This window comes from Pseudonocardia sp., from assembly GCF_029263155.1.
Classification (GTDB): domain Bacteria; phylum Actinomycetota; class Actinomycetes; order Mycobacteriales; family Pseudonocardiaceae; genus Pseudonocardia.
In genome coordinates, this window is record NZ_JAJCYB010000101.1 from 71,387 (window position 1) to 96,936 (window position 25,550).

The following is a 25,550-nucleotide window of genomic DNA, read 5'->3' on the forward strand; positions in this document are numbered from 1 at the left end:
CTCCCACGGGGCTGCAGTGAAGCCACCCCACTGCAGGCGGTGCCGGGGCCGCCCGCGTCCTGCGGCGGCGTCGCGGGCAGCACGTAGGCTCGGTGGGTGGCCGCACCCACCACCGATCCCGCCCCGCCCCCCGGGGTCCCCACCCGCAGCGGGTGGACCGCATCCCTGGCCCGCCTGCTCGGCGCCGCCGCGGGCGGCTACCTGCTGTACCTGAGCTTCCCGCCCAGCACGCTGTGGTGGCTGGCGATTCCCGCGTTCGCGCTGCTCGCGCTCGTCGTGCACGGCCGGACCGCGCGCGGCGGCTTCGGCCTCGGTTTCGTGTTCGCGATGGCGTTCCTGACCCCGCTGCTGGTGTGGGTCAGCTCGCTGGTGCAGTGGCTGCCGTGGATCGCGCTGTCGGTGTTCGAGTCGCTGTTCGTCGCCGTCGCCGTCGCCGGGATGGCGCTGGTGTCGCGACTGCCGGCGTGGCCGCTGTGGGCGGCCGCCGTGTGGGGCATCGGCGAGTCGGTGCGCGGGCGGATCCCGTGGGGCGGCATGCCGTGGGGCCGCGTCGGGTTCGGCCAGCCCGACGGCCCGCTGCTGCCGCTCGCCGCGATCGGCGGGGTGCCGCTGCTCTCGTTCGTCACCGTGCTCGCCGGGCTCGCGCTGGGTGAGCTGGTGCGCCGGCTCGTGGTCCGGCAGGGGTGGCGGCGGTGGCGGGTGCCGGCGCTGATCACGGTGGCCGCGCTGCTCGCCGGACCGCTGGCGGCGCTGGTCCCGGCGTTCCCGGGCCCGGCACCGGACCGCGTCGTCACCATCGCCGCCGTGCAGGGCAACGTCCCGCGGCTGGGCCTGGACTTCAACGCCCAGCGCCGCGCGGTGCTCGACAACCACGTCCGCGCCACCGAGGCGCTCGGCGCGGACGTCGCCGCGGGCCGGGTCGCCCGGCCGGACCTGGTGATCTGGCCGGAGAACTCCTCCGACATCGACCCGCTGCAGAACCCCGACGCCGCCGCGCAGATCGACCGCGCCGCACAGGCGGTCGGCGTACCGATCCTGGTCGGCACCGTCCTGCGCAACCCGCCCGAGATGGCCAACGCCGACGGGCCCACCGCGAGCAACTCCTCACTGGTGTGGGAGCCGGGTGCGGGGCCGGTCGCGCGCAACGACAAGCGCCGCATCCAGCCCTTCGGCGAGTACATGCCGTGGCGCAGCTTCTTCCGCCTCTTCTCGCCCTACGTCGACCGGGCCAGCAACTTCCTGCCCGGCCCGGGGGAGGGGGCGCTGGACATGAACGGGGTGCGCGTCGGCATCGCGATCTGCTGGGAGATCGCGTTCGACGACCTGCTCGCCGACAGCGTCGCCGCCGGGGCCGAGGTGCTCGCCGTGCCCAGCAACAACGCCACCTTCGGGTTCACCGACATGACGTTCCAGCAGCTGGCGATGTCGCGGATCCGGGCGGTCGAGTTCGACCGCTCCGCCGTCGTCGCCACCACCTCGGGCGTGAGCGCCACCGTGACCCCGGACGGGACGGTCACGCAGAGCACCGAGCAGTTCACCGCCGAGGTGCTGGTCGAGCCGACCACGCTGCGCACCACCAGTACCATTGCCAGCCAACTGCGATCCGGTCCGGAGTGGACCCTGGTCGTGCTCGGGCTGGTGGCGATCGCCGCGGCGGTCGTGCGGCGACGTCGCGGTGCGGGAAGGAACGTCGATGTCTGAAGCCCCACCTCCTGGGGCGCTCGGTCCGGTGCTGGTGGTCATCCCGACCTACGACGAGCGGGAGAACCTCGGGCCGGTGGTGTCGCGGCTGCACGCGGCGGTGCCGCACGCCGACGTTCTCGTCGTCGACGACGCGAGCCCCGACGGCACCGGTGCACTGGCCGACGAGATGGCCGCCGCCGACCCCCGGGTTCGCGTCCTGCACCGCACGACCAAGGAGGGCCTGGGCGCCGCCTACCTGGCGGGTTTCGCGCTGGCGCTGCGCGGCGAGCACGGGGTCGTCGTCGAGATGGACGCCGACGGCTCGCACGCCCCCGAGGACCTCCCGGCCCTGCTCGACGCGCTGCGCGACGCCGACCTCGTGCTCGGGTCCCGGTACGTGCGCGGCGGCGAGGTGGTCAACTGGCCGGCGCACCGCGCCTGGCTCTCGCGCGGTGGCAACCTGTACTCCCGGCTGGCGCTCGGGGTCCCGATCCGCGACCTCACCGGCGGGTACCGCGCCTTCCGGCGCCAGGTCCTCGAGGAGCTCGACCTCGACGAGGTCGCCTCGCAGGGCTATTGCTTCCAGGTCGACATGGCGTGGCGTGCGGTGCAGGCCGGGTTCCGGGTCCGCGAGGTGCCGATCACGTTCGTCGAGCGCGAGCGGGGCGCGTCGAAGATGAACCGTGCGATCGTCGGCGAGGCGCTGTGGAGCGTCACCCGCTGGGGGGTGCAGCGGGTGCTGCGGCGAGACCGGGTCCGTACGTGAAACGGTGAGCCGGGCGGGCGGCACGGCGCACCGGTCGCGCTCGCGACGCCGGTAGCCGTCAGACCGCGAACCGCATCCGCTTGATCCCGTGGGTGAAGTTCGACAGCAGCAGCTCCGGCTCGCCGACGGCCCGGATGCCGGGCAACCGGGTGAACAGCTCGCGCAGCATGGTCGTGGCCTCCAGCCGCGCCAGGTTCGCACCGAGGCAGAAATGCGGTCCGGGTCCGCCGAACCCGAGGTGCGGGTTGGGGGAGCGGGTGATGTCGAAGAGGTCGGGCTCGGTGAAGACGGCGGCGTCGCGGTTGGCCGAGTTGTAGAACAGCAACAGCTTCTCGCCCGCCCGGATCGGGCGGCCGCCCAGCTCGGCGTCGGCCGTGGCGGTGCGGCGGAACTGGATGACCGGGCTCACGAACCGCACCACCTCCTCGACGGCCCCGCCGGTCCGGCCGTCCAGGTCCGCCAGCAGCAGCTCGCGCTGTTCGGGGTGCGTCGTGAGCAGTCGCAGCGCGTGCGCGATCGTCGCGCGCGTCGTCTCGCTGCCGGCCAGCACCAGCAGGACGAACAGCGTGCCGACCTCGCGCGGGGTGAGGCGCTCGCCGTCGGGGTTCGCGTGGACCAGCGTCGAGATCAGGTCGCCGCGGGGTTCGCGGAGCCGCTCGCGCCCCAGCCGGCCCACGAGCGTCGTGAGCGCCTGGCCCGCCCGCATCAGGCGGGCGCTGACCGGCACGATGTGCCGCGGCCCCGGCGCGCCGTGGCGCAGCAGGTAGTCGCGGCTGACGCCGATGTACTCCGGGTCGGTGAAGCCGACCAGTGCGTTGCCGTGTCGGGTGACGAGCGCATGGTGCTGCTCCGGGATGCCGAGCAGGTCGCACACGACCTCCACGGGCAGCCGCCCGGCGACCTGCGCGATGAAGTCACCGGGCCCGTCCCGCACCACGTCGTCGACGATCCGGGCGGCGCGGTCCCGGACGCCGGCCTCCAGGTCGGCGAGCAGCCGCGGCGAGAACGCCCTGGCCACGACCTTGCGCATCCGTGCGTGGCGCGGGCCGTCCATGTTGATCATCGATCCGAGGTAGCGGGCCATCCACGGCGGCAGGTCGTACAACGACGCGGCCGTGGGCTCGTTGCCGAACAGCTCCGGATGGCGGCTGGCCTCGACGACGTCGGCGTGCCGGACGATCGCCCAGAAGCCGTCGTCGGTCGGCACGAACGGCGTGCGGTTGCGGAACCGCATCCACTGCGGACGGTCGTGGCGGCGCAGTGCGGCGAAGGCGGCCACCCGCTCCTCGTCCGGCCGGGCCCAGAACCCGAGGTGGCCCGGTGAGATCACGCGCCCACAGTGGCGTGACAGGTCCGGACGCACAAGGGCCCGGGACCACCGATGTGGTCCCGGGCCCGGTGTCGATCCGCGTCAGGCGATCTCGCGGCGACGCTCGGCCAGCAGCTCCAGGCGCTCGTTGAGCAGCACCTCGAGATCGGCGACGGAGCGGCGCTCGAGCAGCATGTCCCAGTGCGTGCGCGGCGGCTTGGTCTTCTTCTGCTCCGGCTCCGAGCCGTCCACCAGCTTGGAGATGCTGCCGTGCAGGCGGCACTCCCACGTGTGCGGAGCCTCGGCGTCGTGCGAGAAGGGCACCTCGAAGTCGTGCCCACGCGGGCACGCGTAGCGCATCGACTGCCGCGGTGCGAGGTCGTGGTTGCGGTCGGTCTCGTAGCTGACAGCCCCGAGCCGGCTGCCACGGAGCACGCGGTCGGCCATGCGTCTTCCTCCCGTTCTCCGACCGTGGGAGCCTCCCGCGGTCATCACCAGCGGGTGTAACGTCTGCGTCGCAGCCGTTTGTTCCCGCGCCGGGACGATCCGCGACGGGTGTCGATGTGTTCTGTTCACGAAGAACACAGGAGCCGACACCCAGCTGTTCGCCGTCCCGATCCGCCAGTGTGGCCCATCCCGGCCGATCGCACACGCTGATGTGACGTGTCAGCCAACTGTGACTTATATCACCGGCTGCTGCGCCGGTGTTTACACGTCGGTCGGCACGTCGTTACCGGGCCGCCCGAATCGCGCGGCCTGCGGCGATCACACCGGACGGCGTACCGGCAGCAGCGCCGCGAGCCCCGCCCCGAGCACGACCAGGATGCCCACGATGCCGGCGCGGTCGGAGGCGAACAGGAATGTGAACAGCCCGACCAGGGTGGGCGCGAGGAACGACACCGCGCGCCCGGTCGTGGCGTAGAGGCCGAACAGCTCACCCTCCCGGCCGGGCGGGGCCAGCCGCGCGAGGTAGGTGCGCGACGCCGACTGCGCCGGCCCGACGAACAGGCACAGCGCCAGCCCGAAGATCCAGAACAGGGTGGGCCCGGAGACGACCAGCAGGACCATCCCGACCGCGAGCATGGCGACCAGCGAGCCGACGATCACCGCCTTCGGCCCCACCCGGTCGTCGAGGTAACCGGCGGCGAACGCGCCCGCGGCCGCCGCCACGTTGGCCGCGACCCCGAAGATCAGGACGTCGTCCGCGGCGATCCCGTAGACGGTCACCGCGAGCACCGCGCCGAAGGTGAACACCCCGGCCAGCCCGTCGCGGAACAGAGCGCTGGCGCCGAGGAAGTACAGCGTGTGCGGGCTCGTGCGGTACAGCTCGCGCAGCGTCGCGAACAGGGCGCGGTAGGAGTCCAGCACGCCGGCGGGTGGGGGCCGGTCCGGATCCGGTGGGAGCTCCGGCACCCGCAGCAGCATCGGGAGCGCGAACACCAGGAACCAGCCTGCGGCCACGAGCGCGACCAGCCGGATGTCGAACCCGCGGTCGGTCGGCACGCCGAGCAGCCCGCCGTCGCCGACGATCAGGCCCAGGTAGACGGCCAGCAGCAGCACGATCCCGCCGACGTAGCCCATCGCCCAGCCGAAGCCCGAGACCCGGCCGACCGTCTCCGGCGTCGACACCTGCACCAGCATCGCGTTGTAGGACACCGACGCGAGCTCGAAGAAGATCGACCCCAGCCCCAGCAGGACCAGCCCGAGCGCGAGGTAGGAGTAGTCGTCCTCGACGAGGAACAGGCCCGCCATCGTGGCGATCGTCAGGGCCGTCCACACGCCGACCGCGCGCTTGCGCCGACCGGCCGCGTCCGCCCGCCGCGCGAGCACCGGCGCCATCAACGCGATGAGCAGCCCGGACGCCCCGATGGACCAGGCCAGCCAGCTGTTCGCGTCGATCGGCCCCGGCAGGTCGTCGCCGACGGCGTCGGTGAGGTACACGGAGAAGACGAACGTCAGGATCACGGCGTTGTAGGCCGCGGAACCCCAGTCCCACAGCCCCCAGGCGAACACCTGGCCCCGGGTCACGGACGCGGCGCCCGCAGGCGCGTCGGTGCTCACGGCCGGAGGGTAGCGGGACGCGACGGCCGGATACACGCCCGCGCGGTCACGTCCAGGCGTCGCGGGCCTGCAACACCTCGCGCAGCAGGTCGGGGCGGTCCGAGAGCAGCCCGTCGACGCCCAGGTCGAGCAGCTCGGTCATCTCCGCGGGCTCGTCGACGGTCCACACGTGCACCTCGCGACCCGCGGCATGAGCGGTGGCCACCAGCCGGGCGTCCACGACGGTGAGCGGGCCGAACCTGCGGGGCAGCTGGGCGAGCTGGCCTGTGAAGGGCAGCGCGGGCAGCCGGGACAGCGGGGCGGGCAGCGCGTCGAGCCAGCCGCGCGAGCGCAGCCCGAGAGCCGAGGTCTGCCCCATCGACGTGCACAGCCGCGGCCCGGCCGCCCGCCGCGCCCGGTCCAGCCAGCGCTCGTCGTACCCGCCCAGGCAGACGCGGTGCCACGCGTCGAGCCGCTCGAGGACCGCCAGGGTGACGTCCACGGCCGCCGCGGACTTGAGCTCGACGGTCATCCGCGTGTCCGGCAGCGCGGTGAGCACCTCCTCCAGCAGCGGGATCGGCTCGACCCCGCCGACCCGGACCTCGGCCAGGGCCGCGGCAGGCTGCAGCGCGATCCGCCCGGTCCCGTCGGTGGTGCGGTCCAGCGTGGGGTCGTGGTGCACGACCGCTACCCCGTCGGCCGAGGCGTGCACGTCGAGCTCCAGGTAGGAGAAGCCCTCGTCGACCGCCCGGACGAACCCGGCCATCGTGTTCTCGAACCCGCCGCCCCCGACCCCGTCGTCGAGGTGCCAGCCGCGGTGGGCGTAGGCGCGCGGGTAGCGGCCGTCGAGGTAGGGGTGTCCCATGATCGCCCAGAGTATCGAGACGGCCCTACCGGCGGGGCAGCCGCGGGCCCGGCTCGAGTACCGGGGCCATCAGGTCGCCGTGCTCGGCGACCCGGGCGGGCAGATCGGCGTGGGTGAAGGTCAGGTCCTCGACGCGCCGGCAGGCCCGCACCTCGTCCCAGGTGACGGGGGTGGCGACGGTCGGGCGGGCGCGACCGCGCAGCGAGTAGCTGGCGATCGTGGTCTTGTGCGGGTTGTTCTGGCTCCAGTCCACGAAGACCCGGCCGCGGCGGCGCGCCTTGGTCATGACGGCGACGACGCGCTTCGGGTCGTCGGCCGCGAGCTCCTCGGCCAGCGCCTTCGCGAACTCGGAGGTCTGCTCGGCCCGGGACACCGTGACCGGCAGGTAGAGCTGCATCCCCTTGCCGCCGCTGGTGCGCGGGTGGGCGACGAGGCCGTCGTCGGCGAGGCGCTCGGCGATGCGCAGGGCGAGCCGTGCGCAGTCGACGACGGTGGTGCCCTCGCCCGGGTCGAGGTCGAACACCACGAGGTCGGGCAGGTGCCGCCCGTCACGGGGGCCGAGTCGCCACTGCGGGACGTGCAGCTCGAGTGCGGCGAGGTTGGCCGCCCAGGCCAGGCCGTCGACGTTGCCGAGCACCGGGAACTCGGCGCTCTCCGAACGACCTCCCGGGGTCCCGACGCGCGCGGTGCGGATCCAGTCCGGGGCGTGCCGGGAGACGTCCTTCTCGAAGAACGAACCCCGCTCCACGCCGTCGGGCCAGCGGACCATGGTCAGCGGCCGGTCGCGCAGGTGCGGCAGCATCACCTCGGCCACCGCCAGGTAGTGCTCCCACACCTGCGCCTTCGTGGTGCCGGTGAGCGGGTAGAGCACCTTGTCGGGGTTGGTGAGGCGCGCGCGGCCCAGCCGTGGTTCCCGCCGGGGCTGCGCGGGCCGCGCCGGCTGCGCGGGTCCGGTGGCGACCTCCACCCACCGGTCGCTGCGCCGGGCGGGCTCGTAGGGGGAGTCGCCGTCCTTGGCGACGACGCAGGGCAGCCCCTGCGCCCGTACCGCGTCGACCACCTCCGTTCCCGCCCCGGGGAACACCGGCGCCGGGCGCCAGTGCGCGCCGTCCAGCGGCAGGGCGTCGAGCCGGGCGCGGCGCTCGTGGAACGGCAGCGCCGTGAGGTCCTCGCCGTCGTGGTGCAGCAGGTCGCCGATCCAGAGGTCGGCGGTGTCGGGAGCCAGCTCGCCGTCGAACAGGGCGCGGGTGGCCAACAGGGACGGGCCCAGCCCGCGCAGGTGGGGGAGCGTGCCCGTCAGGTCCGCGCCGTCGGCGTCGGCGACCGTCGCCCGGCCGCCCTCGACCCGGACGATCACGCGCCGGCCGCCGAACCCCACCTGCAGCCACCAGCCCGCGCCCTCGGGGAGCGGGCCGGGGGTGGCGAGCATGGGCCGGGTGTCGCGGGGGAGCGGGTCCTGGTCGGGCGGTGTGGGGTCGGAGCGGCGCAGCAGCCAGGCGTCCTTCTCCCCCTCCCGGTGGGTGCGGATGAAGACGTAGCGCCCGCGGGCCTTCTCGCCGTGGAACACGACCGCGACCTCGCGCGGATGCCACTTCTCGGTCTCGTAGGTGCCGGAGTCCCAGATGGTCATCGTGCCGCCGCCGTACTCGCCTGCCGGGATCTCACCGTGGAAGTCGAGGTACTCCATGGGGTGGTCCTCGGTGCGCACGGCCAGCCGTACGGTCTCCCCGTCGGCCGGCAGGCCCTTCGGCACGGCCCAGGACGCCAGCACGCCGTCGCGTTCCAGGCGCACGTCCCAGTGCAGCCGGCGCGCGTGGTGCTCCTGGATGACGAACCGGGTCCCGGGCCCCCGCGTCTGCGGGTCCTCGGCGGGCACCGGCTCGGGGGTGCGACGTGCGTCGCGCTTGCGGCGGTACTCGTGCAGCGGCACGAGCACAGACTAGGGCTTGCGTCACAGCGTGATCGAATGCGAGCATAGGCATGCCTAAGGAGAGGAACGCCTGTGTACGTGTGCATGTGTTTCGGGGTGTGCGACCGGGAGATCCGCTCGTGCATCGCCAACGGCGCGCGCACCGTCGACGAGGTCGGCGAGGCCACTGACGCCGGCACCGGCTGCGGCGGCTGCCACGAGCACATCGACGCGCTGCTCGCCGCCTCCCACGCCTGCTCCGACCTGGCCGAGCTGCCCCCCACCGCCTGAGGTCACCTGGGTGTGCATGACCTGGCCTGAGGCGTCCCTGTGCTCCGAACAGGCGATCCTGGGTCCGACACGATCGTGGAGCGCCGCTAGCGTCGTGCCTTTCCGGCACCGACGAAGCGAGGACACACCCGATGCGTGGCGACCCCGAGATCATCGACCTGCTCAACGAGCAGCTGACCAGCGAGCTCACCGCGATCAACCAGTACTTCCTGCACGCCAAGATGCAGCAGAACTGGGGTCTCACGAAGCTGGCCTCCTACACCCGCGACGAGTCCATCGACGAGATGAAGCACGCGGAGAAGATCACCGACCGCATCCTGTTCCTGGAGGGGCTGCCCAACTACCAGCGCCTCGGCACGCTGCGCATCGGGCAGACGGTGAAGGAGCAGTTGGAGGCCGACCTGTCCATCGAGCTGGCCGTGGTCGAGCGGCTGCGTCCCGGCGTGATCATGTGCCGGGCGAAGGGCGACGCCACCACGGCGGCCCTGCTGGAGGAGATCCTCGCCGACGAGGAGCACCACATCGACTACATCGAGACCAACCTCGAGCTGATGGGCAAGCTCGGCGAGCAGCTCTACCTGGCGCAGCTGGTGGACCAGCCGCCCAACCCGGGCTGAGTCACGACCGGAGCGCTCACGACGGCAACGCCGGGATCCCCGGGCGGCGCGTGACCTGTCATAACGTGCCGCGACGGGTCCCGGCGTGCGTCGGGAGAGGCTCGACGACATGTTCGAGCGATGGCTGACGAGAACATCGCGGGTGCCGAGAAGAATCGCGACCGCTGGACCACCGGCGACGAGCCGATGACGGGCGACCAGAAGTCCTACCTGCAGACGCTGGCACCGGAGGCGGGCGAGGACGTCCCCGGCGAGCTGTCCAAGGCCGACGCGTCCCGGCGCATCGACGAGCTCCAGGAGCGCACCGGCCGAGGCCGGTAGACATCCGATAATCGTAGTTATGACAGTTACCTGAGCGCAGGTCCACTCGGCTCCCTCTCGGCCCGCTCCACGTGGTCGATCGCGGGGGTTCCGCGCCCGTCGATCACCGTGGCCCGGGCCCGTGCTCAGGCCGCCGCCTCCCGGAAGCGTTCGAGTTCACGCCGGGTGTCGGGCCCGCACGGCTGGAACACGATCTCGGTCACCCCGTGCCCGGCGAGCTCGTCGAGCCGGCCGCGTGCCCGGCCGACCACCTTGTCGCGTTCAGTGACTAAGCGCATAGTTACCTCGCAGCCAGGTCGTGTCAACCGACGCCGTCGGGGACGGGAGGGTCGAGAGGTGAGCTCCGTACAGCGCCGTGGTGGTGGCGATGCCGATCGGGTCGGGGCCCGGTTCTGGGACGGGTCGGGCTCCCGGGTCGCCCTGCTCGACTCGGCGGTGCTCTGCTTCGCCCGCACCGGCTTCCACGCCACGACGACCCGCGACGTCACCGCCGCGGTCGGGCTCAGCCCGGGCGCGCTCTACGTGCACTTCCCGTCGAAGGAGGCGGTGCTGTTCGAGGTCTCGCGAACCGGCCACCGTCGGGCGCTCGACGCGCTGCGGTCCCAGCCCGACGACGGCGACAGCCGGGCGTACCTGCGCCGGCTGGTGGTCGCGCTGGTGACCTGGCACGCCCGTCACCACACGGTCGCCCGGGTCTGCCAGTACGAGCTCGCGGCCCTGGAACCGGACCATCTGGCCGTCGTGCTGGAGCTGCGGCAGGAGTTCACCGACGTCATGCGCACGGCGGTGGCACGGGGCGCGGCGGAGGGGGTGTTCGATGTTCCGGACGTCAACCGGGCCGTCCGCGCCGTGGTGTCGCTCGGGATCGACCTGGTGCGGTGGTACCGGCTCGACGGGTCCGACACACCCGAGACGATCGGCGAGGTCTACGCCGACCTCGCGCTGCGGATGGTCGGCGCCCCGGCGCGCTGACTCAGCCCGCGCTGACTCAGCCCGCCGACTCAGCCCGCGCTGCTCGCCGCCCAGAGGTTGATGCCGCCGTCGACGGCGTGCTCGTCGATGCGCGCGAGCTCCTCGTCGTCGAAGGACAGGTTCTCCAGTGCACCGAGGCTGTCGTCGAGCTGGGCGACGCTGCTCGCCCCGATCAGCACCGAGGTGACGCGCGGGTCACGCAGGGCCCAGGCCAGCGCCATCCGGGCCAGGCTCTGGCCACGCGCCGCGGCCATCTCGTGCAGCGCTCGGACGTGGCGCAGCGCCTGCTCGCTGAGCAGTTCCCTCGCCAGCGACTTGCCCTGTGCGGCCCGCGAGTCCTCCGGGATGCCGTCGAGGTACTTGCCGGTCAGCATGCCCTGGGCCAGCGGCGAGAACGCGATGCAGCCGACGCCCGTCTCCCCCAGCACGTCGAGCAGGCCCTCCTCGATCCAGCGGTTGAGCATCGAGTACGACGGCTGGTGGATCAGCAGCGGCGTGCCCAGCTCGCGCAGGATCGCGGCGGCCTCGCGGGTGCGCTCGGCGGAGTAGGACGAGATGCCCGCGTAGAGGGCCCGGCCCGAACGGACGGCCGTGTCGAGCGCACCCATCGTCTCCTCGAGCGGGGTGTCCGGGTCGAAGCGGTGACTGTAGAAGATGTCGACGTAGTCGACGCCCATCCGGGCCAGCGACTGGTCCAGGCTCGCCAGCAGGTACTTGCGCGACCCGCCGCCCTGCCCGTACGGGCCGGGCCACATGTCGTAGCCGGCCTTCGTGGACAGGATCAGCTCGTCGCGGTACGGGCGCAGGTCCTGGGCGTAGATCCGGCCGAAGTTCGACTCGGCGCTGCCGTAGGGCGGGCCGTAGTTGTTGGCCAGGTCGAAGTGCGTGACACCGCGGTCGAAGGCGCGGCGCAGGATCGCGCGCTGCGTCTCCAGCGGCGTGTCGTCGCCGAAGTTGTGCCACAGGCCCAGCGAGATCGCCGGGAGCAGCAGGCCGCTGCGCCCGGTGCGGCGGAAGGTCGCGTCGTCGTAGCGGGAGGGGTCGGCTCGGTGGTCCACCGCCCCATTCTGCTGCGGGGCCGTCAACGGGCGGCGACCGCCTGTGCCGCGGCCACGAAGTCGGCGGTGCGCGGGTGCGTGCCGCGGCACGGCCAGATCGCGAGGACGTCGAGCGGCGGCGCGTCGCGCAGCGGCACGAAGCGCACCTCGGGATGGGCGTGGAAGGCCGCCGTGGAGGTCACCGTCACGCCGATCCCGCGGCCCAGTGCGACGGCGTGCATCCACTCCGCCGTGTTGCGCACCTCGACGACGGTGCGGTCGGCGTAGGCGGTCCCCCACAGCCGTGGCGAGGTCGTGCCGGCCACCGAGTTGACGAGCAGCGGCTCGTCGCGCACGTCGTCGAGCCCCAACGATGTCCGGCCCGCCAGCGGATGACCGACAGCCAGTGCCACGACACGGGACTCCCTGCCGATCACGGCGCAGTCCAGGCGCGGGGAACCGGGCGGGGTCCGCACGAGCGCGATGTGACAGCGACCGTCCTCGACCCCGGCGGTGGCCGTGTCGATGCGCCGCAGCACCACGCGCGTGTCGAGATGCTCGGCCTCGAACCTCCGGATCATCGCCGTCGTGCGCTCCCCCGCGGCGTTCCACGCGAACCCGACGCGCAGCACACCGACGTCGGCGTCCAGCGCCTGCACGGTCTCCCGGTGCACCGACAGCAGCCGCCGGGCCTGGAGCAGGAACGCCGCCCCGGCCGCGGTCGGCTGGACCGGCCGCCGGGCACGGTCGACCAACCGCTCCCCCAGTCGACGTTCCAGTTCGGCGACGGTTCGGCTCAGTGCGGGCTGGGTGACCCTCAGCCGGGCTGCGGCGGCGGTGAACCCGCCGTCGTCGACGACAGCGAGGAACGCGCGGACGTGCCGGATCTCGACCTCCATCGCCACATCATGCCTCAGCGGCATAAGAGGAGGTGAGATGGCATTTCACTTCCCGCAGAGCCGAGCCTACCGTCGTGGTGACGGGCAGTTCGCCCGAACCCCGAACGATTCCGAGGAGGAACGACGATCATGATGGTGACCCTCGCCATGCTGGCACTGGCCGGAGCGGTCCTGCTGGTCCTGTCCTACGCCGCGGAGGGGCCGGGCCGGCGCACGCTGTTCACCCGCCCCCTGCACGGCCTGCGTGAGTTCGGCCGCATGTCGGTCGTCTACGGAGACTCCGTCCAGCGCGGCCGCGAGTACCTCGCGCGCTGACGCCCCGCCCTCCCGCTGCATCGCTCGTTGCGGCGGGGCCCGTGCTGCGTCCCTACGAGCGGGCGGTGAGGGTCTGCACGCTGAGCTGGTCACCGGGCGGGGTGCCCGCGCAGCCGGTGCCCTCGGCCGGGACGAACAGCGATGCGGTGTCCCCGGGCGGGTACACGCGCAGGCCCCTCGTCGGTGTGGGCATGCACACCGCGGCGTCGTAGTTGGCCACGTTCACCAGCCGCAGTGCGGCCCCCGCCGAGTCGCCGACCTCCAGCCGTACCGGACCCCCGCGTTCGCCGTCCATCGCCGCGGCCGGGCCGACCTGGTGCCCGTCGTCACCGGTCACGTAGGAGACGCCCGGGAACCCGGTGAGCTCGCACGTGCGGGAGCCGGTGTTGGTCAGGACGAGCGTGACGAAACGTGAGCCGGCGCCCGCGTCGCCGTCGGTGAGGGAGCCGGTCAGCTCGGCCGTGGTGCAGCGGGCCGGATCGGCGTCCCCTCCCCCGGACCCGTCGGCCGGGGTGCCGGCCTGCGGCACCGTCGTGGGCGGTGTGGTGGGCGGCGCGGCGGCGGGTGAGGTCCCGATCACGGTCCCGTCGGGTGTACCGGTGCTCGCGGACGAGCAGCCCGCGGTGAGGAGTGCGGCGGCGGCGAGCACCGTCGCGGCGCAGCGCAGTCGAGCGTTGCCGGTCATGAGATCCCCCGATCCCTCGTTCGTGCTCTACACAACCAGGGACGCTTGCCGGGGATTTCGGTTGCGTGATGCAACGATCCGATCGGGTGACGCCCGATACGCTGTGGGCCATGTCGGCCACCCGCCTGCTCGTCCTGGGCATCGTCCGCGGGTACGGGCGCGCCCACGGCTACCGCATCGGCACCGACCTGCAGTCCTGGGACGCGGCCGACTGGGCCAACGCGAAGTGGGGGTCGATCTACCACGCACTGCGCGCGCTGACCGACGCCGGCATGCTGCTCGACCACCACGACGTGCCGGGTCGCACGGACTACGAGCTCACCGAGAAGGGTGAGGCCGAGTACCTGCGGCTGCTCCGCGACGCCGTGCGCCGCCCGGCGAGCCGTCCCGACCAGCTCGGGGCCGCGCTCGCCATGCTCCCGTCGCTGTCCCGGGCCGAGGCTGTGCGGCTGCTGCGCGAGCGGCTCGCCGCGCTGGAGCAGATCCGCGACAAGGCACGCGCCCAGCTCGACGGGTGGGCCGACGCCCCGCACTGGTCGGAGCTCTACGGCCTGTGGGAGCACACCGCGACGGGCGGCGTCGACTGGACGGCCGGGCTGATCGCCCGACTCGAGGCCGGCGCGTACGCGATGGCCGGTGAGCCGGACTCCCCCGGCAGGCCCGGCAGCTGGCCTGCGCTCACCGAGTGACGTCGGCCGGGCATCGACTCAAGTTTGCATAGTCCGTCCCCGCCGAGCACACTCGGTGGCTCGGACTCAAGTTTGAACATCGGAGGCACATGGCTGGCGCCGGCTGTTCCACCTGTCCCGGGACGCGGCGCGGCGGCGGGCCGACGAGCTGCTCGAGCGGTTCGGGCTCGTGGACGCGGCCGCGCAGCCGGTGAGCCGCTACTCGGGAGGCATGCGCAGGCGGCTCGACCTGGCCGTCGGCATGATCCTGGCGCCCGCCGTGCTGTTCCTCGACGAGCCGACGACCGGGCTCGACCCCCGTGGCCGCGCCGAGGTCTGGGCGGCCGTGCGTGCGCTCGTCGCCGAGGGCACGACCGTGCTGCTCACGACCCAGTACCTCGACGAGGCCGACCAGCTCGCCGACCGCATCTCCGTGCTCGGCGGGCGCGGCGAGGGCCGCGTGGTCGCCGAGGGCACGCCGGACGCGCTGCGCGAGCGGCTCGGCGGCGACCATCTGGAGCTGGTCGTGCGGCACGCGCGGGACCTGGGGCGTGCCGCGGCGCTCGTGGAACGCATCGCGGGGGTGCCCGTCGAGACCGACCCGGACCGGCGGTTCATCAGCGTGCCGGTGTCCGACCGGATGGCGGCGCTCGCCGCCACGGTGGTCGCGCTGGGCGCCGAGGGTGTGGCGGCCGAGGACCTCACCGTCCGGCGCCCCACCCTCGACGAGGTGTTCCTGCACCTCACGGAGGTGCGAGCATGACGACGATCATCGATACCGGGGTCCTCACCGGGCGCTACCTGTCGCACCTGCGCCGCCGGCCCGAGGAGATCGTGAACGCCGTCGGCTTCCCGATCCTGATGATGCTGATCTTCGTCTTCCTGTTCGGCGGGATGATGACGGTGCCCGGCGGCGGCGACTACCGGTCGGCCCTGCTGCCCGGGCTGTTCACGATGACGATGCTGTTCGGCGTCTCCTCGACGATGGTCGCGGTCGTCACCGACGCGCAGCGCGGGATCACCGACCGGTTCCGGTCGATGCCGATGTCGGCCTCCGCGGTACTGATGGGGCGGGCGGCCGCCGACATGGTGATCTCGACGCTCGCGCTGGCCGTCCTGCTGCTCGCCGGGCTGGCCGTCGGCTGGCGGGCCCCGAACGGGCTCGGCCCGGCGTTGGTGGCCGTGGGCCTGCTCCTGATGCTGCGGTTCGCTCTGCTGTGGGTGGGCATCTACCTCGGGCTTCTCGTGCGTGGTCCGGGCGCGGTCACCGCCGTGCAGACCCTGGAGTTCCCCGTCGCCTTCCTGTCCGGGCTGTTCGTCGCGCCGGCGTCGATGCCGGTCGTGGTGTCCGCGATCGCCGAGTGGAACCCGCTCTCGGCCACCGCGGCCGCGGCCCGGGAGCTGTTCGGCAATCCCGGCTGGGGTGGGGAGTCGTGGATCGCCCGGCACGCGGTTCTCGCGGCCGTGCTCTGGCCGCTGCTGATCGTCGCGGTGTTCGCACCGCTGTCCGTCCACCGATACCGGGAGATGAGTCGATGACCGACCTGCGTGACATCAAGCCGCCCGCCTGGCTCAAGGAGATGAACGAGGGGCTCATGGCGCAGCAGCGGTCCGGGACGCTGGAGTTCGACCTGCCGGTGCTCACCGTCCCCGGGCGGCGCAGCGGGCTGCCCCGGCACACCCCGCTGACGGTGCTGGAGCGCGGCGGGGAGCGGTTCGTGCTGGGCGGGTTCCCCGCGGCCGACTGGATCCGCAACGTCCGGGCCGCGGGGCGGGGGACGCTGCGCACCCGTGGAGGGGACGAGCGGGTGCGGCTGGTGGAGCTCGACGCCGCCGCCGCGCTGTCGGTGCTGCGGGAATGGCCGGCGCTGACCCCGGACGGGGTGGAGATGATGCGCGACGCCGGGGTCGTCGCGGACGTCACACCGGCGGCCATGGAGGCCGTGGCCGGGATCTGTCCGGTGTTCCGGATCGAGGCCGGATGAGACTGTCGGTGCCCAGCGACACAATGCCCGCAGTCACCGATCCGGGGGAGCTCGTCGTGCCGCAGGAGTACATCGTCGTCACCGGGGCGCGGGAGAACAACCTGCGCGACGTGTCCGTCCGCGTCCCGAAGCGGAAGATCACCGCGTTCGTGGGCGTGTCCGGGTCCGGCAAGTCGTCGCTGGTGTTCGACACCATCGCCGCGGAGGCCCAGCGCCAGCTCAACGAGACGTTCTCGGCGTTCGTCCGCGGGTTCCTGCCCAAGCTCGGCCAGCCCGACGCCGACCTCATCGAGAACCTGTCCACCGCGATCGTCGTCGACCAGCGCCGGCTCGGCGGCGGCTCGCGTTCCACGCTGGGCACCGTCACCGACATCAACCCGCTGCTGCGGCTGCTGTTCTCGCGGCGTTCCACACCGCACGTCGGGTACGGGCACGTCTTCGGCTTCAACGACCCCGCGGGCATGTGCCCGGGCTGCGCCGGCATCGGGCGCAAGGTGCAGCTCGACCACGCGGTGATGTTCGACCGGTCGCTCTCCCTCAACGGCGGCGCGATCCGGCACAAGGACTTCGCCGTCGACAGCTGGTACTGGCACATCTACGCGCAGAGCGGCAGGTTCGACAACGACAAGCCGCTGGTCGACTACACCGACGCGGAGTGGCAGCTGCTGCTGTTCGGGGCCGACGAGAAGGTCGCGCTGGCCAGCCCGGGCCGCAAGACGATCAACATGGAGTTCGAGGGCGTCGAGGCCAAGTTCAACCGGCTGTTCATCCAGGCCGACGGCGACGGCACCTCGGACCGCAAGAAGGAGACGCTCGCCCGGTACACCACCTCGGTGCGCTGCGGCGACTGTGGGGGCACCCGGCTCGCCGAGGCGCCGCGCAGCGCCACCGTCGGCGGGCACACGCTTCCGGCGCTGTGCGCACTGCCCCTGGTCGACCTGCACGCCGTGCTGCCCCGCCTCGGCGACCCGGAGATCGCGCCCATCGTCGACGAGGCGACGGCGCGGGTGGGCGCGCTGATCGACATGGGGCTGGGCTACCTCACGCTGGAGCGCGAGACCTCCACGCTGTCCGGCGGGGAATCGCAGCGGATCAAGATGGTGCGCCACCTCGGGTCGTCGCTGGTGGACGTGATGTACGTGTTCGACGAACCCACGATCGGGCTGCACCCGCGCGACGTCGGGCGGATGAACGACCTGCTGGTGCGGCTGCGCGACAAGGGCAACACGGTGCTGGTCGTCGAGCACGACACCGACGTGATCACCGCGGCCGACCACGTGGTCGAGCTGGGACCGCACGCGGGCAGCCGGGGTGGGCAGATCGTCTACCAGGGTGACGTCGCCGGGCTGGCGGGCTCCGGCACGCTCACCGGGGAGTTCCTGCACCGCCCGGTCACCGTCCGGGACCAGCCGCGCACGCCCACCGGGCACCTGCGCGTCACCGCAGCCACGGCCCACAACCTGCGCGGCTTCGATCTCGACGTGCCGCTCGGGGTGCTCGTGGCCGTCACGGGGGTGGCGGGGTCGGGCAAGTCCACGCTGGTGCGTGACGTGCTGGTACCCCAGCACCCCGGCACGATCGTCGTCGACCAGACGGCGGTGGCCACCTCGATCCGGTCCACCCCCGCCACCTGGACCGGCACGATGGACGCGATCCGCAAGCTCTACGCGAAGCACAACGGCGTCAAGCCCGCGCTGTTCAGCTTCAACTCCACCGGCGCCTGCCCCACCTGCAACGGCCTCGGCGTGCTGTACTCCGATCTCGCCTACCTCGACGGCGTGCGCTCCACCTGCACCGACTGCCTCGGCCGCCGCTACACCGACGAGGTGCTCTCGCTCACCGTCGACGGGAAGTCGGTCTCCGACGCGCTGGACATGACCGCGGCCCAGGCGCTGGAGTTCTTCGCGTCGACCAGGGACATCACCAAGCGGCTGTCGGCCGTCGTCGACGTCGGGCTGGGGTACCTCACGTTGGGGCAGCCGCTGTCCACCCTGTCCGGGGGCGAGTGCCAGCGGCTCAAGCTGGCGGGGCGGCTGCACGAGCAGGGCAACACGTACGTGCTCGACGAGCCCACCACCGGGCTGCACATGTCCGACTGCGGGCACCTGCTGGGGCTGCTCGACCGGCTCGTCGACGGGGGCAGCTCGGTGATCGTCGTCGAGCACAACCTCGACGTGATCGCCCACGCCGACTGGGTGATCGACCTCGGGCCCGACGGCGGCGACGCGGGCGGCACCGTCGTCTTCGAGGGACCGCCCACGCAGCTGATCACGGCGGGCGGCTCGTTCACCGGGGAGCACCTGGCCCGGCACGTGGGTGCCGAGGCCCGGTGATCAGGCGCGATCGTCCTGCACCGAACGGGACTCTCGTCCCACAGGTTCGTACGAGAGTGCCACTCGTCCGGTGATCAGGCGCGGTGCCGCGCACCCCGCTCCCCCACCGAGTCCCGGGCCGCCCGCCCGAGGCCGGACACCACCCGCTCCAGCGGCCCGCGACGCCCGGCGGCCCGCAGCCCCACCCCGATGACGAGCGCCCCGGCAAGGTGCGCGAGCAGCACCGTGCCGCGACCGTCGCCCTCCGCGGGGTAGGCGGCCAGCAGCACCACGTGCAGCGTGTAGAGCGTCAGCGGGATCGCGCCGACCGCGGCCGGGACCCACACCAGCGCCCGCGACACGTGCGCCAGCAGCAGCATCAGCCCGAGCACGGCGAGTGCGGTGCCGATGGTGTGGACGAGGTCGAACGGGGTGCCCGAGTGCGGGATGTCGACGGCCAGCCACCACCAGGTGTCGGTGGGGGTGCTGCCGTACTGGCGCCGGAGCATCTCGACCCGGTCGAGGCCCGCGTCGCGGACCAGCACCGCCGACACCGCGGCCGCCACCGCCGCGAGCAGCCCACCACCGACGAGCAGGGCGACCGCGACCCGCACCCGCCGCAGGTCCAGACGCCCGACCGCCATCCCGGCCAGCAGGTACGCCGTCCACGGCAGGACCGGGTAGTAGCCGGTGAGTGCGAGTGTCACGAGCAGGTCGCCCGGTTCGGCCAGCGCGGCCAGTCCCGCCTGCTCCCCCGGCCCGTCGGGCAGCCCCGTGCGCAGCAGGTGGCTCAGGAACGGCATCCCGATCCCGACGAGCACCGCGCCGAACCCCAGCGCGGCGGCGGGTAGCCGTAGCAGCGGGATCGCGATCACGAACAGCAGCCCGTAGTAGGCCAGGATCACCGCGACCGGCGGGTCCAGGCCGACGAGGGTCAGCCCGAGCAGCCCGACCAGCACCCCCCGCACGAGCAGCCCCGCGCCCGCGGCCAGGTGGGCACGGGCGTCGGGTGGGCGGGGCGTGGACAGGGCCACCCCGACCCCGGCCAGCACCGCGAACAGCGCCGACGACCGGCCGTCGGCGAGCAGGCCCGTCCACGACTCCGATCCGTCGGGCGCACGCAGCGGGAGGGTGTGGGTACTGAACATGCCGACGAGCGCCACCGCACGTGCGGCGTCGACGCCGAGCAGGCGGTCGCGGGGGGCCGTCACCGGCCCGACCGGACCCGGCCGGGCCGGGCGGGAGCGGTGGGTGCGGCCACCGCCGCAGCCTACGTGCGCACCGATGTGGCGCCCGTGATCCATGCCCCGGATCGCCCGGACCGGGCGCTATGACGCGGCGGCGCGCGGCGGCGGCGGTGCGCGGCGGCGGGGCGGGGGCGGGTCAGCGGCGGGTCGTCACGACGGTGACCGGGCCGTCGGGACGCGCGCCGGCGCGCTGCAGCCAGTTCTCCAGGGCATGGCGCGCCTCCCGCAGCGACGGGCGCTGTGCGGGGTCGTTGTGCATGCTGGCGTGCAGCAGGGCGAGGTGGGCGCTGCGCGGCGGCAGGTGGGTGAGGGGGGCCCCGGCCGCGGCCGCGCGCAGCCCGGAGATCGCGTCGGGGTGCCCGCCGCGGGGCGGGTGCCCGGTCAGCGCGTACGCGATGGTGGCGGCGAGCTGCCAGGCGTCCGACGACGGGGTGGCCCGCTGCCCGCCCGCCACCTCGGGGGCCAGGAAGTCGGGCGTGCCCAGGACGAACCCGGCCATCGTCAGCGTGGCGTCGCCGGTGCGCCGGGCGATGCCGAAGTCGATGAGGTGGGCGAGCCCGCTCGGGTCGACGACGACGTTGCCCGGCTTCACGTCCCGGTGCATGACGCCCATCTGGTGCGCCGCGTCCAGCGCCCCCGCGACCGACGCCCACACCCGCGCGGCCGCGATGTCGTCGAGCACGCCGCGCCCGCGGACCAGCTCGCCCAATGACTGCCCCTCGACGTACTCCATCACGATCACCATGCCGTCGAGCTCGGCCAGGCCGGGGTCGCTGCGGGAGTCGACGAGCTCATGGATGCGCACGCAGTGCGGGTGGCGCACGGCACCCAGTGCGGTGGCCTCGCGCCGGAGCCGCTGCTCGGTCTCGGCGTCCGGGGCGTGGGCCGCCTTCAGCGCGACCTGGTGCCCGAGCTTCGCGTCGTGGGCCAGCCAGACCTTGCCGAACCCGCCCTCACCCAGGCGCCGCACGAGCTGGAACCGGGTGCCGGACGCGGTGCCGCTCCCGAGGAACCCGGCGGGCGCGACCAGCGTCGGGTTCGGGATCGGCGCGGGCCCCGGCTGCGGCACCACCGGCGGTTCCGGTGGTCGCGCCGAGAACCGCTGGGCGAGCCGGTCCGACAACCGCCGGCCGCCGACGTCCTCGGGCGCGGCGCCGTCGGGGCGACGACGCGCCGGCGTGCGGATGGGTGGCGAGGGCGGCGGGGTCGCCGGCCGGGGCGCCGCGGCGGGCTCCAGCGACCTGCGCACGGTCTCCCGCGACGGAACGCCGAACAGCAGGACCACGAAGATCCCGAGGAACGCGCCGGTGACGGCGCCGAGCCACAGGTGCCCCGACGACCCGGCCGGGGTGGACGCCGTGAGCAGGGCCAGCGCGAGGGTGGGAGCCCAGAAGAACTTCGAGGGCCACATCGGCCCGCGGCGCAGCGCGAGCCGGGCCTGCACGGCGACGAACGCGGCCGTGACGAGCGGGATCCCGGCCAGCCCCACCAGCGCGACGACGAACAGCGCCGGGTTGGCGGGGTCGAACGCGGCGGCCACGCTCCCCCGGCCCAGGTAGGTGCCCTGCGTGTCGACGACCAGGTCGGCGAAGGGCACCCCGGGCACGGGTTCGGCCAGCTCCGCGATGGAGTCGCGGGACAGGCCCGAGCGTTCCGGCCCGCCCGCGGCGCGGCTGAGCACCGTCCCGGCGCCGACGAAGGCCAGCCACGGCAGTAGCCCGCCGAACAGCAGCCCGGTGCCGACGACGACCAGGCCGCCGCCCACCCCGTAGTGCGAGCCGATCCGCTTGCGCAGCAGCGCCACGATCACGGCGCCCACGGCGGGCAGCAGCCCCACGCCGATACCGAGCAGGCTGACCGCCCACGCCCAGCTGCTGGGCGGGACGTCGCCGCCGACCACGGCCCGCAGCATCGTGAGCAGGGCGGCGATCAGCGAGGTGACCCCGTCCACGCCGCCTCCCGCGTCCGCCCGATCCGTCCGGAACCACTATGGCATCAACCGGGCCGGCCCTGCCGCCAGGACCGGCCCCACGTCCGGGCGCCGTCGCGACCGCGCCCGGTCAGCGTGGGGTGGACCTGACCGCGTCGGGCGTCGCGCGCAGCGAGGCCAGGTCGGCGAACCCGGACAGGGCCAGCGTCAGGTCCAGCTCGGCGAGCACGCTGCGCAGGACGTGCCGCACCCCGTCCTCACCACCCAGCGCGAGCCCGTAGGCGTAGGGGCGGCCCAGCAGCACGGCGTCGGCGCCCAGCGCCAGCGCGACCGCGGCGTCGGCGCCGGTGCGGATGCCCGAGTCGAACAGCACCGCGGCCCGCCCGTCCAGGGCGCCGACGATGCCCGGCAGCGCCTCCAGCGCGCCGATGGCCCGGTCGACCTGCCGGCCGCCGTGGTTGGACACCACCACCCCGTCCATCCCGGCGTCGACGGCCCGCAGCGCGTCGTCGACGTGCTGGACGCCCTTGAGCACGATCGGCCCGTCCCAGTGCTCGCGGATCAGGTCGAGGCGGTCCCAGCGCAGCGCGGTGCCGGTGAACATCGGCACCCAGCGCCCGACCGCCGCCATCAGGTCGTCCTCGGGGGCCGAGGCGAGGCCGGCCCGGAACGCCGGGTCGGAGAACGGGATCGCCGTGCCGACGCCGCGCAGGAACGGCAGGTAGGAGCCGTCGAGATCGGCCGGGCGCCAGCCCAGGGTCCACGTGTCCAGCGTGACGACCAGGGTGGTGTAGCCCGCGGCGCGGGCGCGCTGCAGCAGGCTGACGGTGACGGCGTCCTCGGTGGGCCAGTAGAGCTGGAACCAGCGGGGACCCTCCCCGGAGGCCTCGGCGACCTCCTCGAGGGTGTGCGAGGCGGCCGTCGACAGGACCATCGGCACGCCCAGCGCCGCCGCCGCCCGGGCCACCGCGAGCTCGCCGTCGGGATGCAGGATCGACAGCACGCCGATCGGGGCCGCCAGCAGCGGCGCGGGCATCGCGGTGCCGAGCAGGGTGGTGGACCAGTCCCGCTCGGTCGTGTCGCGCAGCATCCGCGGCACGAGCGCGGCCCGGTCGAACGCGGCCCGGTTGGCGCGCATCGTGGCGCCGGAGCCGGCCCCGCCCGCGACGTAGCCGAAGGGCCCGTCGGTGAGCACGGCGCGCGCGGCGGTCTCCAGCTGCGCGGGGTCGGTGGGGTACCCGGGTACCTCGCCACCGAGCCCGCGCAGGTAGATCTCGGCGGCGTACGAGGAGAACGGCACGGTCATCGGCCGAACCTACTGGCAACGGAATGTTCGCGCCGTCACAGCGCGTTGTCCCCGACATGGGCCTCACTCGCACCGACGGACCGCTGTCCCCGCACCCGCCGCAGAGCGTCAACTACGCGATCGACGGCCCGGCGCACAAACTGCTCATGCACCCGTTCCCGCGCCGCGTACGCGCCGAGTTCGCCGGTCGCACGGTGCTGGACTCCACCCGCGGCGTCCTTGTCCACGAGACGGCGTTGCTGCCCCAACTGTACGTGCCGGAGGCCGATCTCGACGCCACCGCGTTCGTCGCCACCGACCACACGACGCACTGCCCGTTCAAGGGCGACGCCGCCTACCGGTCGCTGCGGGTCGGGGACCGGGTCGTGGAGAACGCGCTGTGGGCCTACCCGGAGCCCGTGCGCACCGCCGCGTGGCTGGCCGGCTACGCGGCGCTGTACTGGGAGGCCGCCGACGCCTGGTTCGACGAGGACGAGCAGGTGTACGCCCACCTCACCGATCCCTACACGCGCGTCGACGTCCGGCCGACCAGCCGGCACGTGCAGGTGCTCGCCGGCGACGTGCTGGTGGCCGAGTCGCACGCGCCCCTGCGCCTGGACGAGACCGGCCTGCCGACACGCTGGTACCTCGCGCCCGAGGACGTGATGGTGGGGCTCGAGCCCAGCGACACGAGCATGCGCTGCCCGTACAAGGGGCGGTCCAGCTACTGGACGGTGCGGCTGCCCGACGGGTCGGCGATCACCGACGCGGGCTGGAGCTACCCCGACCCGCTGCCCGAGTCCAGCCGGATCGCCGGGCGGGTCAGCTTCCTGCACGACGACCTGCGCACCGTGGTGGACGGCACGGAGGTCTGACCGGGCGGGATCTGCTCAGTCGTCGTCCACCAGCAGGGCCTCCAGTGCCGGCATCGCGGCGGCCAGCGCGGCGCGCTGGGCGTCGTCGAGGCGGGCGAGGCGGCGGGCGACGAGCGCGGTGCGGTGCGTGCGCACCTCAGCCAGCGCGGCGGCGCCCGGCTCCGACAGCGACACCAGCACCCCGCGCGCGTCCTGCGGGTCCGGGGCGCGCCGCACCAGGCCCTGCTCGTCGAGCGCGGAGAGCACGCGGCTCATCGTCGGTGCCGTGACGGCCTCGCGCCGCGCCAGCTCGGAGAGCCGCAGCGGCCCGTGCTGCTCCACCGTGACCAGCGCCGAGAGCTGCAGCGGCGGGATCGACTCGCGGCCGTCGATGCGGATCCGCCGGTGCAGCCGCCCGACCGCGAGCCTCAGGTGGGCGGCCAGCTCGGTGAGGCCGTCGGGCTGCTCGTCATGGACCGGGGGCGCGTCGTGCATGGCGCGCATCGTGCCAGGTCAGACCTTGCGCAGCCGCACCCCGGTCACGCTGTGGTCGGGTCCCTTGCGCAGCACCAGGCTGGCCCGGCCGCGGGTGGGCAGGATGTTGCGTTCCAGGTTGGGCCCGTTGATCTCCGCCCAGATGCTCAGGGCGCGGGCCACCGCCTCGGCCTCGTCGAGCTGGGCGTAGCGGCGGAAGTAGGAGTCCGGGTTGCGGAACGCGGTCTCGCGCAGCCGCAGGAACCGCTCGACGTACCAACGCCGGATGTCGTCGGTGGCGGCGTCGACGTAGACCGAGAAGTCGATGAAGTCGCTGACGGCCAGCGCCGCCCGCCCCGGCAGGCTGGACGCGGGCTGGAGCACGTTGAGGCCCTCCAGCAGGAGGATGTCGGGCCGGTGCACCGTGAGCCGCCCGTCCGGGACGATGTCGTAGACGAGGTGCGAGTACAGCGGCGCGGTCACCTCGGCGCGGCCGGCCTTGACCTCGGTGACGAACCGCAGCAGCGCGCGCCGGTCGTAGCTCTCCGGGAAGCCCTTGCGCGCCATCAGGTCGCGGCGGGCGAGCTCGGCGTTGGGGTGCAGGAAGCCGTCGGTCGTCACCAGCTCCACGCGGGGATGCTGCGGCCAGCGGGCCAGCAGCAGGCGCAGCAGCCGTGCGGTGGTGGACTTGCCCACCGACACCGACCCGGCGACCCCGATGACGAACGGGGTGCGGGCGTTCTGGGCGCCCAGGAACGTGCGGTACGCGCGGTAGAGGCGCCCGCCCTCCTGCACGTGCAGCGTCAGCAGCCGCGACAGCGGCAGGTAGACCTCGCGGACCTCGTCGAGATCGACCTCGTCGCCGAGGCTGCGCACCTGGTCGAGCTCCTCGGCCGTGAGCGGCAGGGGCGTCGAGGTTCCCAGCCTCGCCCAGGACGGCCGGTCGAAGTCGACGAACGGCGAGGACGCGTCGCGGGCCAGGCGGCTGCCGTTCATGAACGGTCAACCTAGATCGCACGGCGGCCGAGGGCAGCCGGGGGTGACGCGCCACTCACCGCCGGCCACCCGCGGTGCCTACACTGGCGC

Annotated in this window: 27 protein-coding genes; 13 read left to right on the forward strand and 14 right to left on the reverse strand. The window is 73.5% G+C overall.

Annotated features, from left to right (window positions below):
* The first annotated feature begins 96 nt into the window (after nucleotides 1-96).
* Nucleotides 97-1,701 (forward strand): apolipoprotein N-acyltransferase, encoded by a 1,605-nt coding sequence (gene lnt, locus Q1K26_RS20865; protein ID WP_300015588.1) that lies wholly within the window; start codon nucleotides 97-99, stop codon nucleotides 1,699-1,701.
* Nucleotides 1,694-2,449: a polyprenol monophosphomannose synthase gene (locus Q1K26_RS20870; RefSeq protein WP_300015591.1), complete on the forward strand. Its 756-nt coding sequence runs from the start codon at nucleotides 1,694-1,696 to the stop codon at nucleotides 2,447-2,449. Before lnt ends, Q1K26_RS20870 begins: the two co-directional genes overlap by 8 nt.
* 58 nt (nucleotides 2,450-2,507) lie before the next feature.
* On the opposite strand, the gene Q1K26_RS20875 is transcribed toward Q1K26_RS20870, so the two are convergent.
* From Q1K26_RS20875 to ligD, 5 genes are all read right to left on the reverse strand, one after another.
* Nucleotides 2,508-3,779 carry a cytochrome P450 gene (locus Q1K26_RS20875; RefSeq protein WP_300015594.1) on the reverse strand — a complete coding sequence of 424 codons (1,272 nt, stop codon included), beginning with the start codon at nucleotides 3,777-3,779 and terminating at the stop codon, nucleotides 2,508-2,510.
* A gap of 81 nt (nucleotides 3,780-3,860) precedes the next feature.
* A complete protein-coding gene (locus Q1K26_RS20880) occupies nucleotides 3,861-4,205 on the reverse strand; it encodes an RNA polymerase-binding protein RbpA (protein WP_141276432.1) in 345 nt (114 codons plus the stop codon).
* Between the two features lie 318 nt (nucleotides 4,206-4,523).
* Nucleotides 4,524-5,819 (reverse strand): MFS transporter, encoded by a 1,296-nt coding sequence (locus Q1K26_RS20885; protein ID WP_300015597.1) that lies wholly within the window; start codon nucleotides 5,817-5,819, stop codon nucleotides 4,524-4,526.
* Between the two features lie 46 nt (nucleotides 5,820-5,865).
* Nucleotides 5,866-6,663: a glycerophosphodiester phosphodiesterase family protein gene (locus tag Q1K26_RS20890; protein ID WP_300015600.1), complete on the reverse strand. Its 798-nt coding sequence runs from the start codon at nucleotides 6,661-6,663 to the stop codon at nucleotides 5,866-5,868.
* A 25-nt stretch (nucleotides 6,664-6,688) separates the two neighbouring features.
* The gene (ligD, locus tag Q1K26_RS28850; protein WP_363320507.1) at nucleotides 6,689-8,593 is read right to left on the reverse strand and encodes a non-homologous end-joining DNA ligase; all 1,905 of its coding nucleotides are present in this window, start codon (nucleotides 8,591-8,593) and stop codon (nucleotides 6,689-6,691) included.
* 72 nt (nucleotides 8,594-8,665) lie between these two features.
* On the opposite strand from ligD, the gene Q1K26_RS20905 reads away from it, so the two are divergent.
* The 3 genes from Q1K26_RS20905 to Q1K26_RS20915 all read left to right on the forward strand — a co-directional run bounded on the left by Q1K26_RS20905 (nucleotide 8,666) and on the right by Q1K26_RS20915 (nucleotide 9,801).
* The gene (locus Q1K26_RS20905) at nucleotides 8,666-8,863 is read left to right on the forward strand and encodes a (2Fe-2S)-binding protein (protein ID WP_300015603.1); all 198 of its coding nucleotides are present in this window, start codon (nucleotides 8,666-8,668) and stop codon (nucleotides 8,861-8,863) included.
* A 131-nt stretch (nucleotides 8,864-8,994) separates the two neighbouring features.
* Nucleotides 8,995-9,480, forward strand: coding sequence for a bacterioferritin (gene bfr / locus Q1K26_RS20910; protein WP_300015606.1), 486 nt, complete (start codon nucleotides 8,995-8,997; stop codon nucleotides 9,478-9,480).
* A 120-nt stretch (nucleotides 9,481-9,600) separates the two neighbouring features.
* Complete coding sequence (locus Q1K26_RS20915; RefSeq protein WP_300015609.1) at nucleotides 9,601-9,801, forward strand: DUF3072 domain-containing protein; 201 nt, start codon at nucleotides 9,601-9,603, stop codon at nucleotides 9,799-9,801.
* A gap of 125 nt (nucleotides 9,802-9,926) precedes the next feature.
* Here the strand turns inward: Q1K26_RS20915 and Q1K26_RS20920 are convergent, their stop codons facing one another.
* On the reverse strand, nucleotides 9,927-10,079 hold the full coding sequence (locus tag Q1K26_RS20920) for a hypothetical protein (RefSeq protein ID WP_300015612.1): 153 nt from the start codon (nucleotides 10,077-10,079) through the stop codon (nucleotides 9,927-9,929).
* 58 nt (nucleotides 10,080-10,137) lie between these two features.
* On the opposite strand from Q1K26_RS20920, the gene Q1K26_RS20925 reads away from it, so the two are divergent.
* Entirely contained in the window at nucleotides 10,138-10,773 is a 636-nt protein-coding gene (locus Q1K26_RS20925) for a TetR/AcrR family transcriptional regulator (protein WP_300015615.1), read from the forward strand.
* Nucleotides 10,774-10,802: 29 nt separating this feature from the next.
* On the opposite strand, the gene mgrA is transcribed toward Q1K26_RS20925, so the two are convergent.
* Nucleotides 10,803-11,831 carry an L-glyceraldehyde 3-phosphate reductase gene (mgrA, locus tag Q1K26_RS20930; RefSeq protein WP_300015618.1) on the reverse strand — a complete coding sequence of 343 codons (1,029 nt, stop codon included), beginning with the start codon at nucleotides 11,829-11,831 and terminating at the stop codon, nucleotides 10,803-10,805.
* A gap of 23 nt (nucleotides 11,832-11,854) precedes the next feature.
* Entirely contained in the window at nucleotides 11,855-12,709 is an 855-nt protein-coding gene (locus tag Q1K26_RS20935) for a LysR family transcriptional regulator (RefSeq protein ID WP_300015621.1), read from the reverse strand.
* Nucleotides 12,710-12,838: 129 nt separating this feature from the next.
* On the opposite strand from Q1K26_RS20935, the gene Q1K26_RS20940 reads away from it, so the two are divergent.
* Complete coding sequence (locus Q1K26_RS20940) at nucleotides 12,839-13,024, forward strand: hypothetical protein (RefSeq protein WP_300015623.1); 186 nt, start codon at nucleotides 12,839-12,841, stop codon at nucleotides 13,022-13,024.
* A gap of 52 nt (nucleotides 13,025-13,076) precedes the next feature.
* Here the strand turns inward: Q1K26_RS20940 and Q1K26_RS20945 are convergent, their stop codons facing one another.
* Nucleotides 13,077-13,709 carry a DUF4232 domain-containing protein gene (locus Q1K26_RS20945; protein WP_300015626.1) on the reverse strand — a complete coding sequence of 211 codons (633 nt, stop codon included), beginning with the start codon at nucleotides 13,707-13,709 and terminating at the stop codon, nucleotides 13,077-13,079.
* A 110-nt stretch (nucleotides 13,710-13,819) separates the two neighbouring features.
* Here Q1K26_RS20945 and Q1K26_RS20950 point away from each other — a divergent pair, with 110 nt between their 5' ends.
* The 5 genes from Q1K26_RS20950 (at nucleotide 13,820) to Q1K26_RS20970 (ending at nucleotide 18,695) form a co-directional block, all read left to right on the forward strand.
* A complete protein-coding gene (locus tag Q1K26_RS20950; RefSeq protein ID WP_300015629.1) occupies nucleotides 13,820-14,398 on the forward strand; it encodes a PadR family transcriptional regulator in 579 nt (192 codons plus the stop codon).
* A 112-nt stretch (nucleotides 14,399-14,510) separates the two neighbouring features.
* Nucleotides 14,511-15,140, forward strand: coding sequence for an ATP-binding cassette domain-containing protein (locus Q1K26_RS20955; protein WP_363320510.1), 630 nt, complete (start codon nucleotides 14,511-14,513; stop codon nucleotides 15,138-15,140).
* Nucleotides 15,137-15,916 carry an ABC transporter permease gene (locus Q1K26_RS20960; protein WP_300015632.1) on the forward strand — a complete coding sequence of 260 codons (780 nt, stop codon included), beginning with the start codon at nucleotides 15,137-15,139 and terminating at the stop codon, nucleotides 15,914-15,916. Before Q1K26_RS20955 ends, Q1K26_RS20960 begins: the two co-directional genes overlap by 4 nt.
* Nucleotides 15,913-16,362, forward strand: coding sequence for a nitroreductase/quinone reductase family protein (locus Q1K26_RS20965; RefSeq protein ID WP_300015635.1), 450 nt, complete (start codon nucleotides 15,913-15,915; stop codon nucleotides 16,360-16,362). Before Q1K26_RS20960 ends, Q1K26_RS20965 begins: the two co-directional genes overlap by 4 nt.
* 8 nt (nucleotides 16,363-16,370) lie before the next feature.
* The gene (locus tag Q1K26_RS20970; protein ID WP_363320508.1) at nucleotides 16,371-18,695 is read left to right on the forward strand and encodes an excinuclease ABC subunit UvrA; all 2,325 of its coding nucleotides are present in this window, start codon (nucleotides 16,371-16,373) and stop codon (nucleotides 18,693-18,695) included.
* Between the two features lie 74 nt (nucleotides 18,696-18,769).
* Here Q1K26_RS20970 and Q1K26_RS20975 read toward each other — a convergent pair whose 3' ends face one another.
* The 3 genes from Q1K26_RS20975 to Q1K26_RS20985 all read right to left on the reverse strand — a co-directional run bounded on the left by Q1K26_RS20975 (nucleotide 18,770) and on the right by Q1K26_RS20985 (nucleotide 23,157).
* Entirely contained in the window at nucleotides 18,770-19,885 is a 1,116-nt protein-coding gene (locus Q1K26_RS20975) for a heparan-alpha-glucosaminide N-acetyltransferase domain-containing protein (protein ID WP_300015638.1), read from the reverse strand.
* Nucleotides 19,886-20,057: 172 nt separating this feature from the next.
* Nucleotides 20,058-21,872 carry a serine/threonine-protein kinase gene (locus Q1K26_RS20980; RefSeq protein WP_300015641.1) on the reverse strand — a complete coding sequence of 605 codons (1,815 nt, stop codon included), beginning with the start codon at nucleotides 21,870-21,872 and terminating at the stop codon, nucleotides 20,058-20,060.
* 109 nt (nucleotides 21,873-21,981) lie between these two features.
* On the reverse strand, nucleotides 21,982-23,157 hold the full coding sequence (locus Q1K26_RS20985) for an alpha-hydroxy-acid oxidizing protein (protein ID WP_300015644.1): 1,176 nt from the start codon (nucleotides 23,155-23,157) through the stop codon (nucleotides 21,982-21,984).
* Nucleotides 23,158-23,213: 56 nt separating this feature from the next.
* Here Q1K26_RS20985 and Q1K26_RS20990 point away from each other — a divergent pair, with 56 nt between their 5' ends.
* Nucleotides 23,214-24,011 (forward strand): DUF427 domain-containing protein, encoded by a 798-nt coding sequence (locus Q1K26_RS20990; protein WP_300015647.1) that lies wholly within the window; start codon nucleotides 23,214-23,216, stop codon nucleotides 24,009-24,011.
* A 15-nt stretch (nucleotides 24,012-24,026) separates the two neighbouring features.
* Here Q1K26_RS20990 and Q1K26_RS20995 read toward each other — a convergent pair whose 3' ends face one another.
* Both Q1K26_RS20995 and coaA read right to left on the reverse strand, forming a co-directional pair.
* Nucleotides 24,027-24,485, reverse strand: coding sequence for a MarR family transcriptional regulator (locus tag Q1K26_RS20995; protein WP_300015650.1), 459 nt, complete (start codon nucleotides 24,483-24,485; stop codon nucleotides 24,027-24,029).
* An 18-nt stretch (nucleotides 24,486-24,503) separates the two neighbouring features.
* Nucleotides 24,504-25,460: a type I pantothenate kinase gene (gene coaA / locus Q1K26_RS21000; protein WP_300015653.1), complete on the reverse strand. Its 957-nt coding sequence runs from the start codon at nucleotides 25,458-25,460 to the stop codon at nucleotides 24,504-24,506.
* Between the last annotated feature and the right edge of the window lie 90 nt (nucleotides 25,461-25,550).

What these genes read in the sequence shown, in the direction of transcription:
- Q1K26_RS20870 (WP_300015591.1), top strand. Translation starts at nt 1,694, where the DNA reads ATGTCTGAAGCCCCACCTCCTGGGGCGCTCGGTCCGGTGCTGGTGGTC.
- Q1K26_RS20880 (WP_141276432.1), bottom strand. Translation starts at nt 4,205, where the DNA reads ATGGCCGACCGCGTGCTCCGTGGCAGCCGGCTCGGGGCTGTCAGCTAC.
- Q1K26_RS20890 (WP_300015600.1), bottom strand. Translation starts at nt 6,663, where the DNA reads ATGGGACACCCCTACCTCGACGGCCGCTACCCGCGCGCCTACGCCCAC.
- bfr (WP_300015606.1), top strand. Translation starts at nt 8,995, where the DNA reads ATGCGTGGCGACCCCGAGATCATCGACCTGCTCAACGAGCAGCTGACC.
- Q1K26_RS20915 (WP_300015609.1), top strand. Translation starts at nt 9,601, where the DNA reads ATGGCTGACGAGAACATCGCGGGTGCCGAGAAGAATCGCGACCGCTGG.
- Q1K26_RS20920 (WP_300015612.1), bottom strand. Translation starts at nt 10,079, where the DNA reads ATGCGCTTAGTCACTGAACGCGACAAGGTGGTCGGCCGGGCACGCGGC.
- Q1K26_RS20935 (WP_300015621.1), bottom strand. Translation starts at nt 12,709, where the DNA reads ATGGAGGTCGAGATCCGGCACGTCCGCGCGTTCCTCGCTGTCGTCGAC.
- Q1K26_RS20940 (WP_300015623.1), top strand. Translation starts at nt 12,839, where the DNA reads ATGATGGTGACCCTCGCCATGCTGGCACTGGCCGGAGCGGTCCTGCTG.
- Q1K26_RS20945 (WP_300015626.1), bottom strand. Translation starts at nt 13,709, where the DNA reads ATGACCGGCAACGCTCGACTGCGCTGCGCCGCGACGGTGCTCGCCGCC.
- Q1K26_RS20950 (WP_300015629.1), top strand. Translation starts at nt 13,820, where the DNA reads ATGTCGGCCACCCGCCTGCTCGTCCTGGGCATCGTCCGCGGGTACGGG.
- Q1K26_RS20960 (WP_300015632.1), top strand. Translation starts at nt 15,137, where the DNA reads ATGACGACGATCATCGATACCGGGGTCCTCACCGGGCGCTACCTGTCG.
- Q1K26_RS20965 (WP_300015635.1), top strand. Translation starts at nt 15,913, where the DNA reads ATGACCGACCTGCGTGACATCAAGCCGCCCGCCTGGCTCAAGGAGATG.
- Q1K26_RS20985 (WP_300015644.1), bottom strand. Translation starts at nt 23,157, where the DNA reads ATGACCGTGCCGTTCTCCTCGTACGCCGCCGAGATCTACCTGCGCGGG.
- Q1K26_RS20990 (WP_300015647.1), top strand. Translation starts at nt 23,214, where the DNA reads ATGGGCCTCACTCGCACCGACGGACCGCTGTCCCCGCACCCGCCGCAG.
- Q1K26_RS20995 (WP_300015650.1), bottom strand. Translation starts at nt 24,485, where the DNA reads ATGCACGACGCGCCCCCGGTCCATGACGAGCAGCCCGACGGCCTCACC.
- coaA (WP_300015653.1), bottom strand. Translation starts at nt 25,460, where the DNA reads ATGAACGGCAGCCGCCTGGCCCGCGACGCGTCCTCGCCGTTCGTCGAC.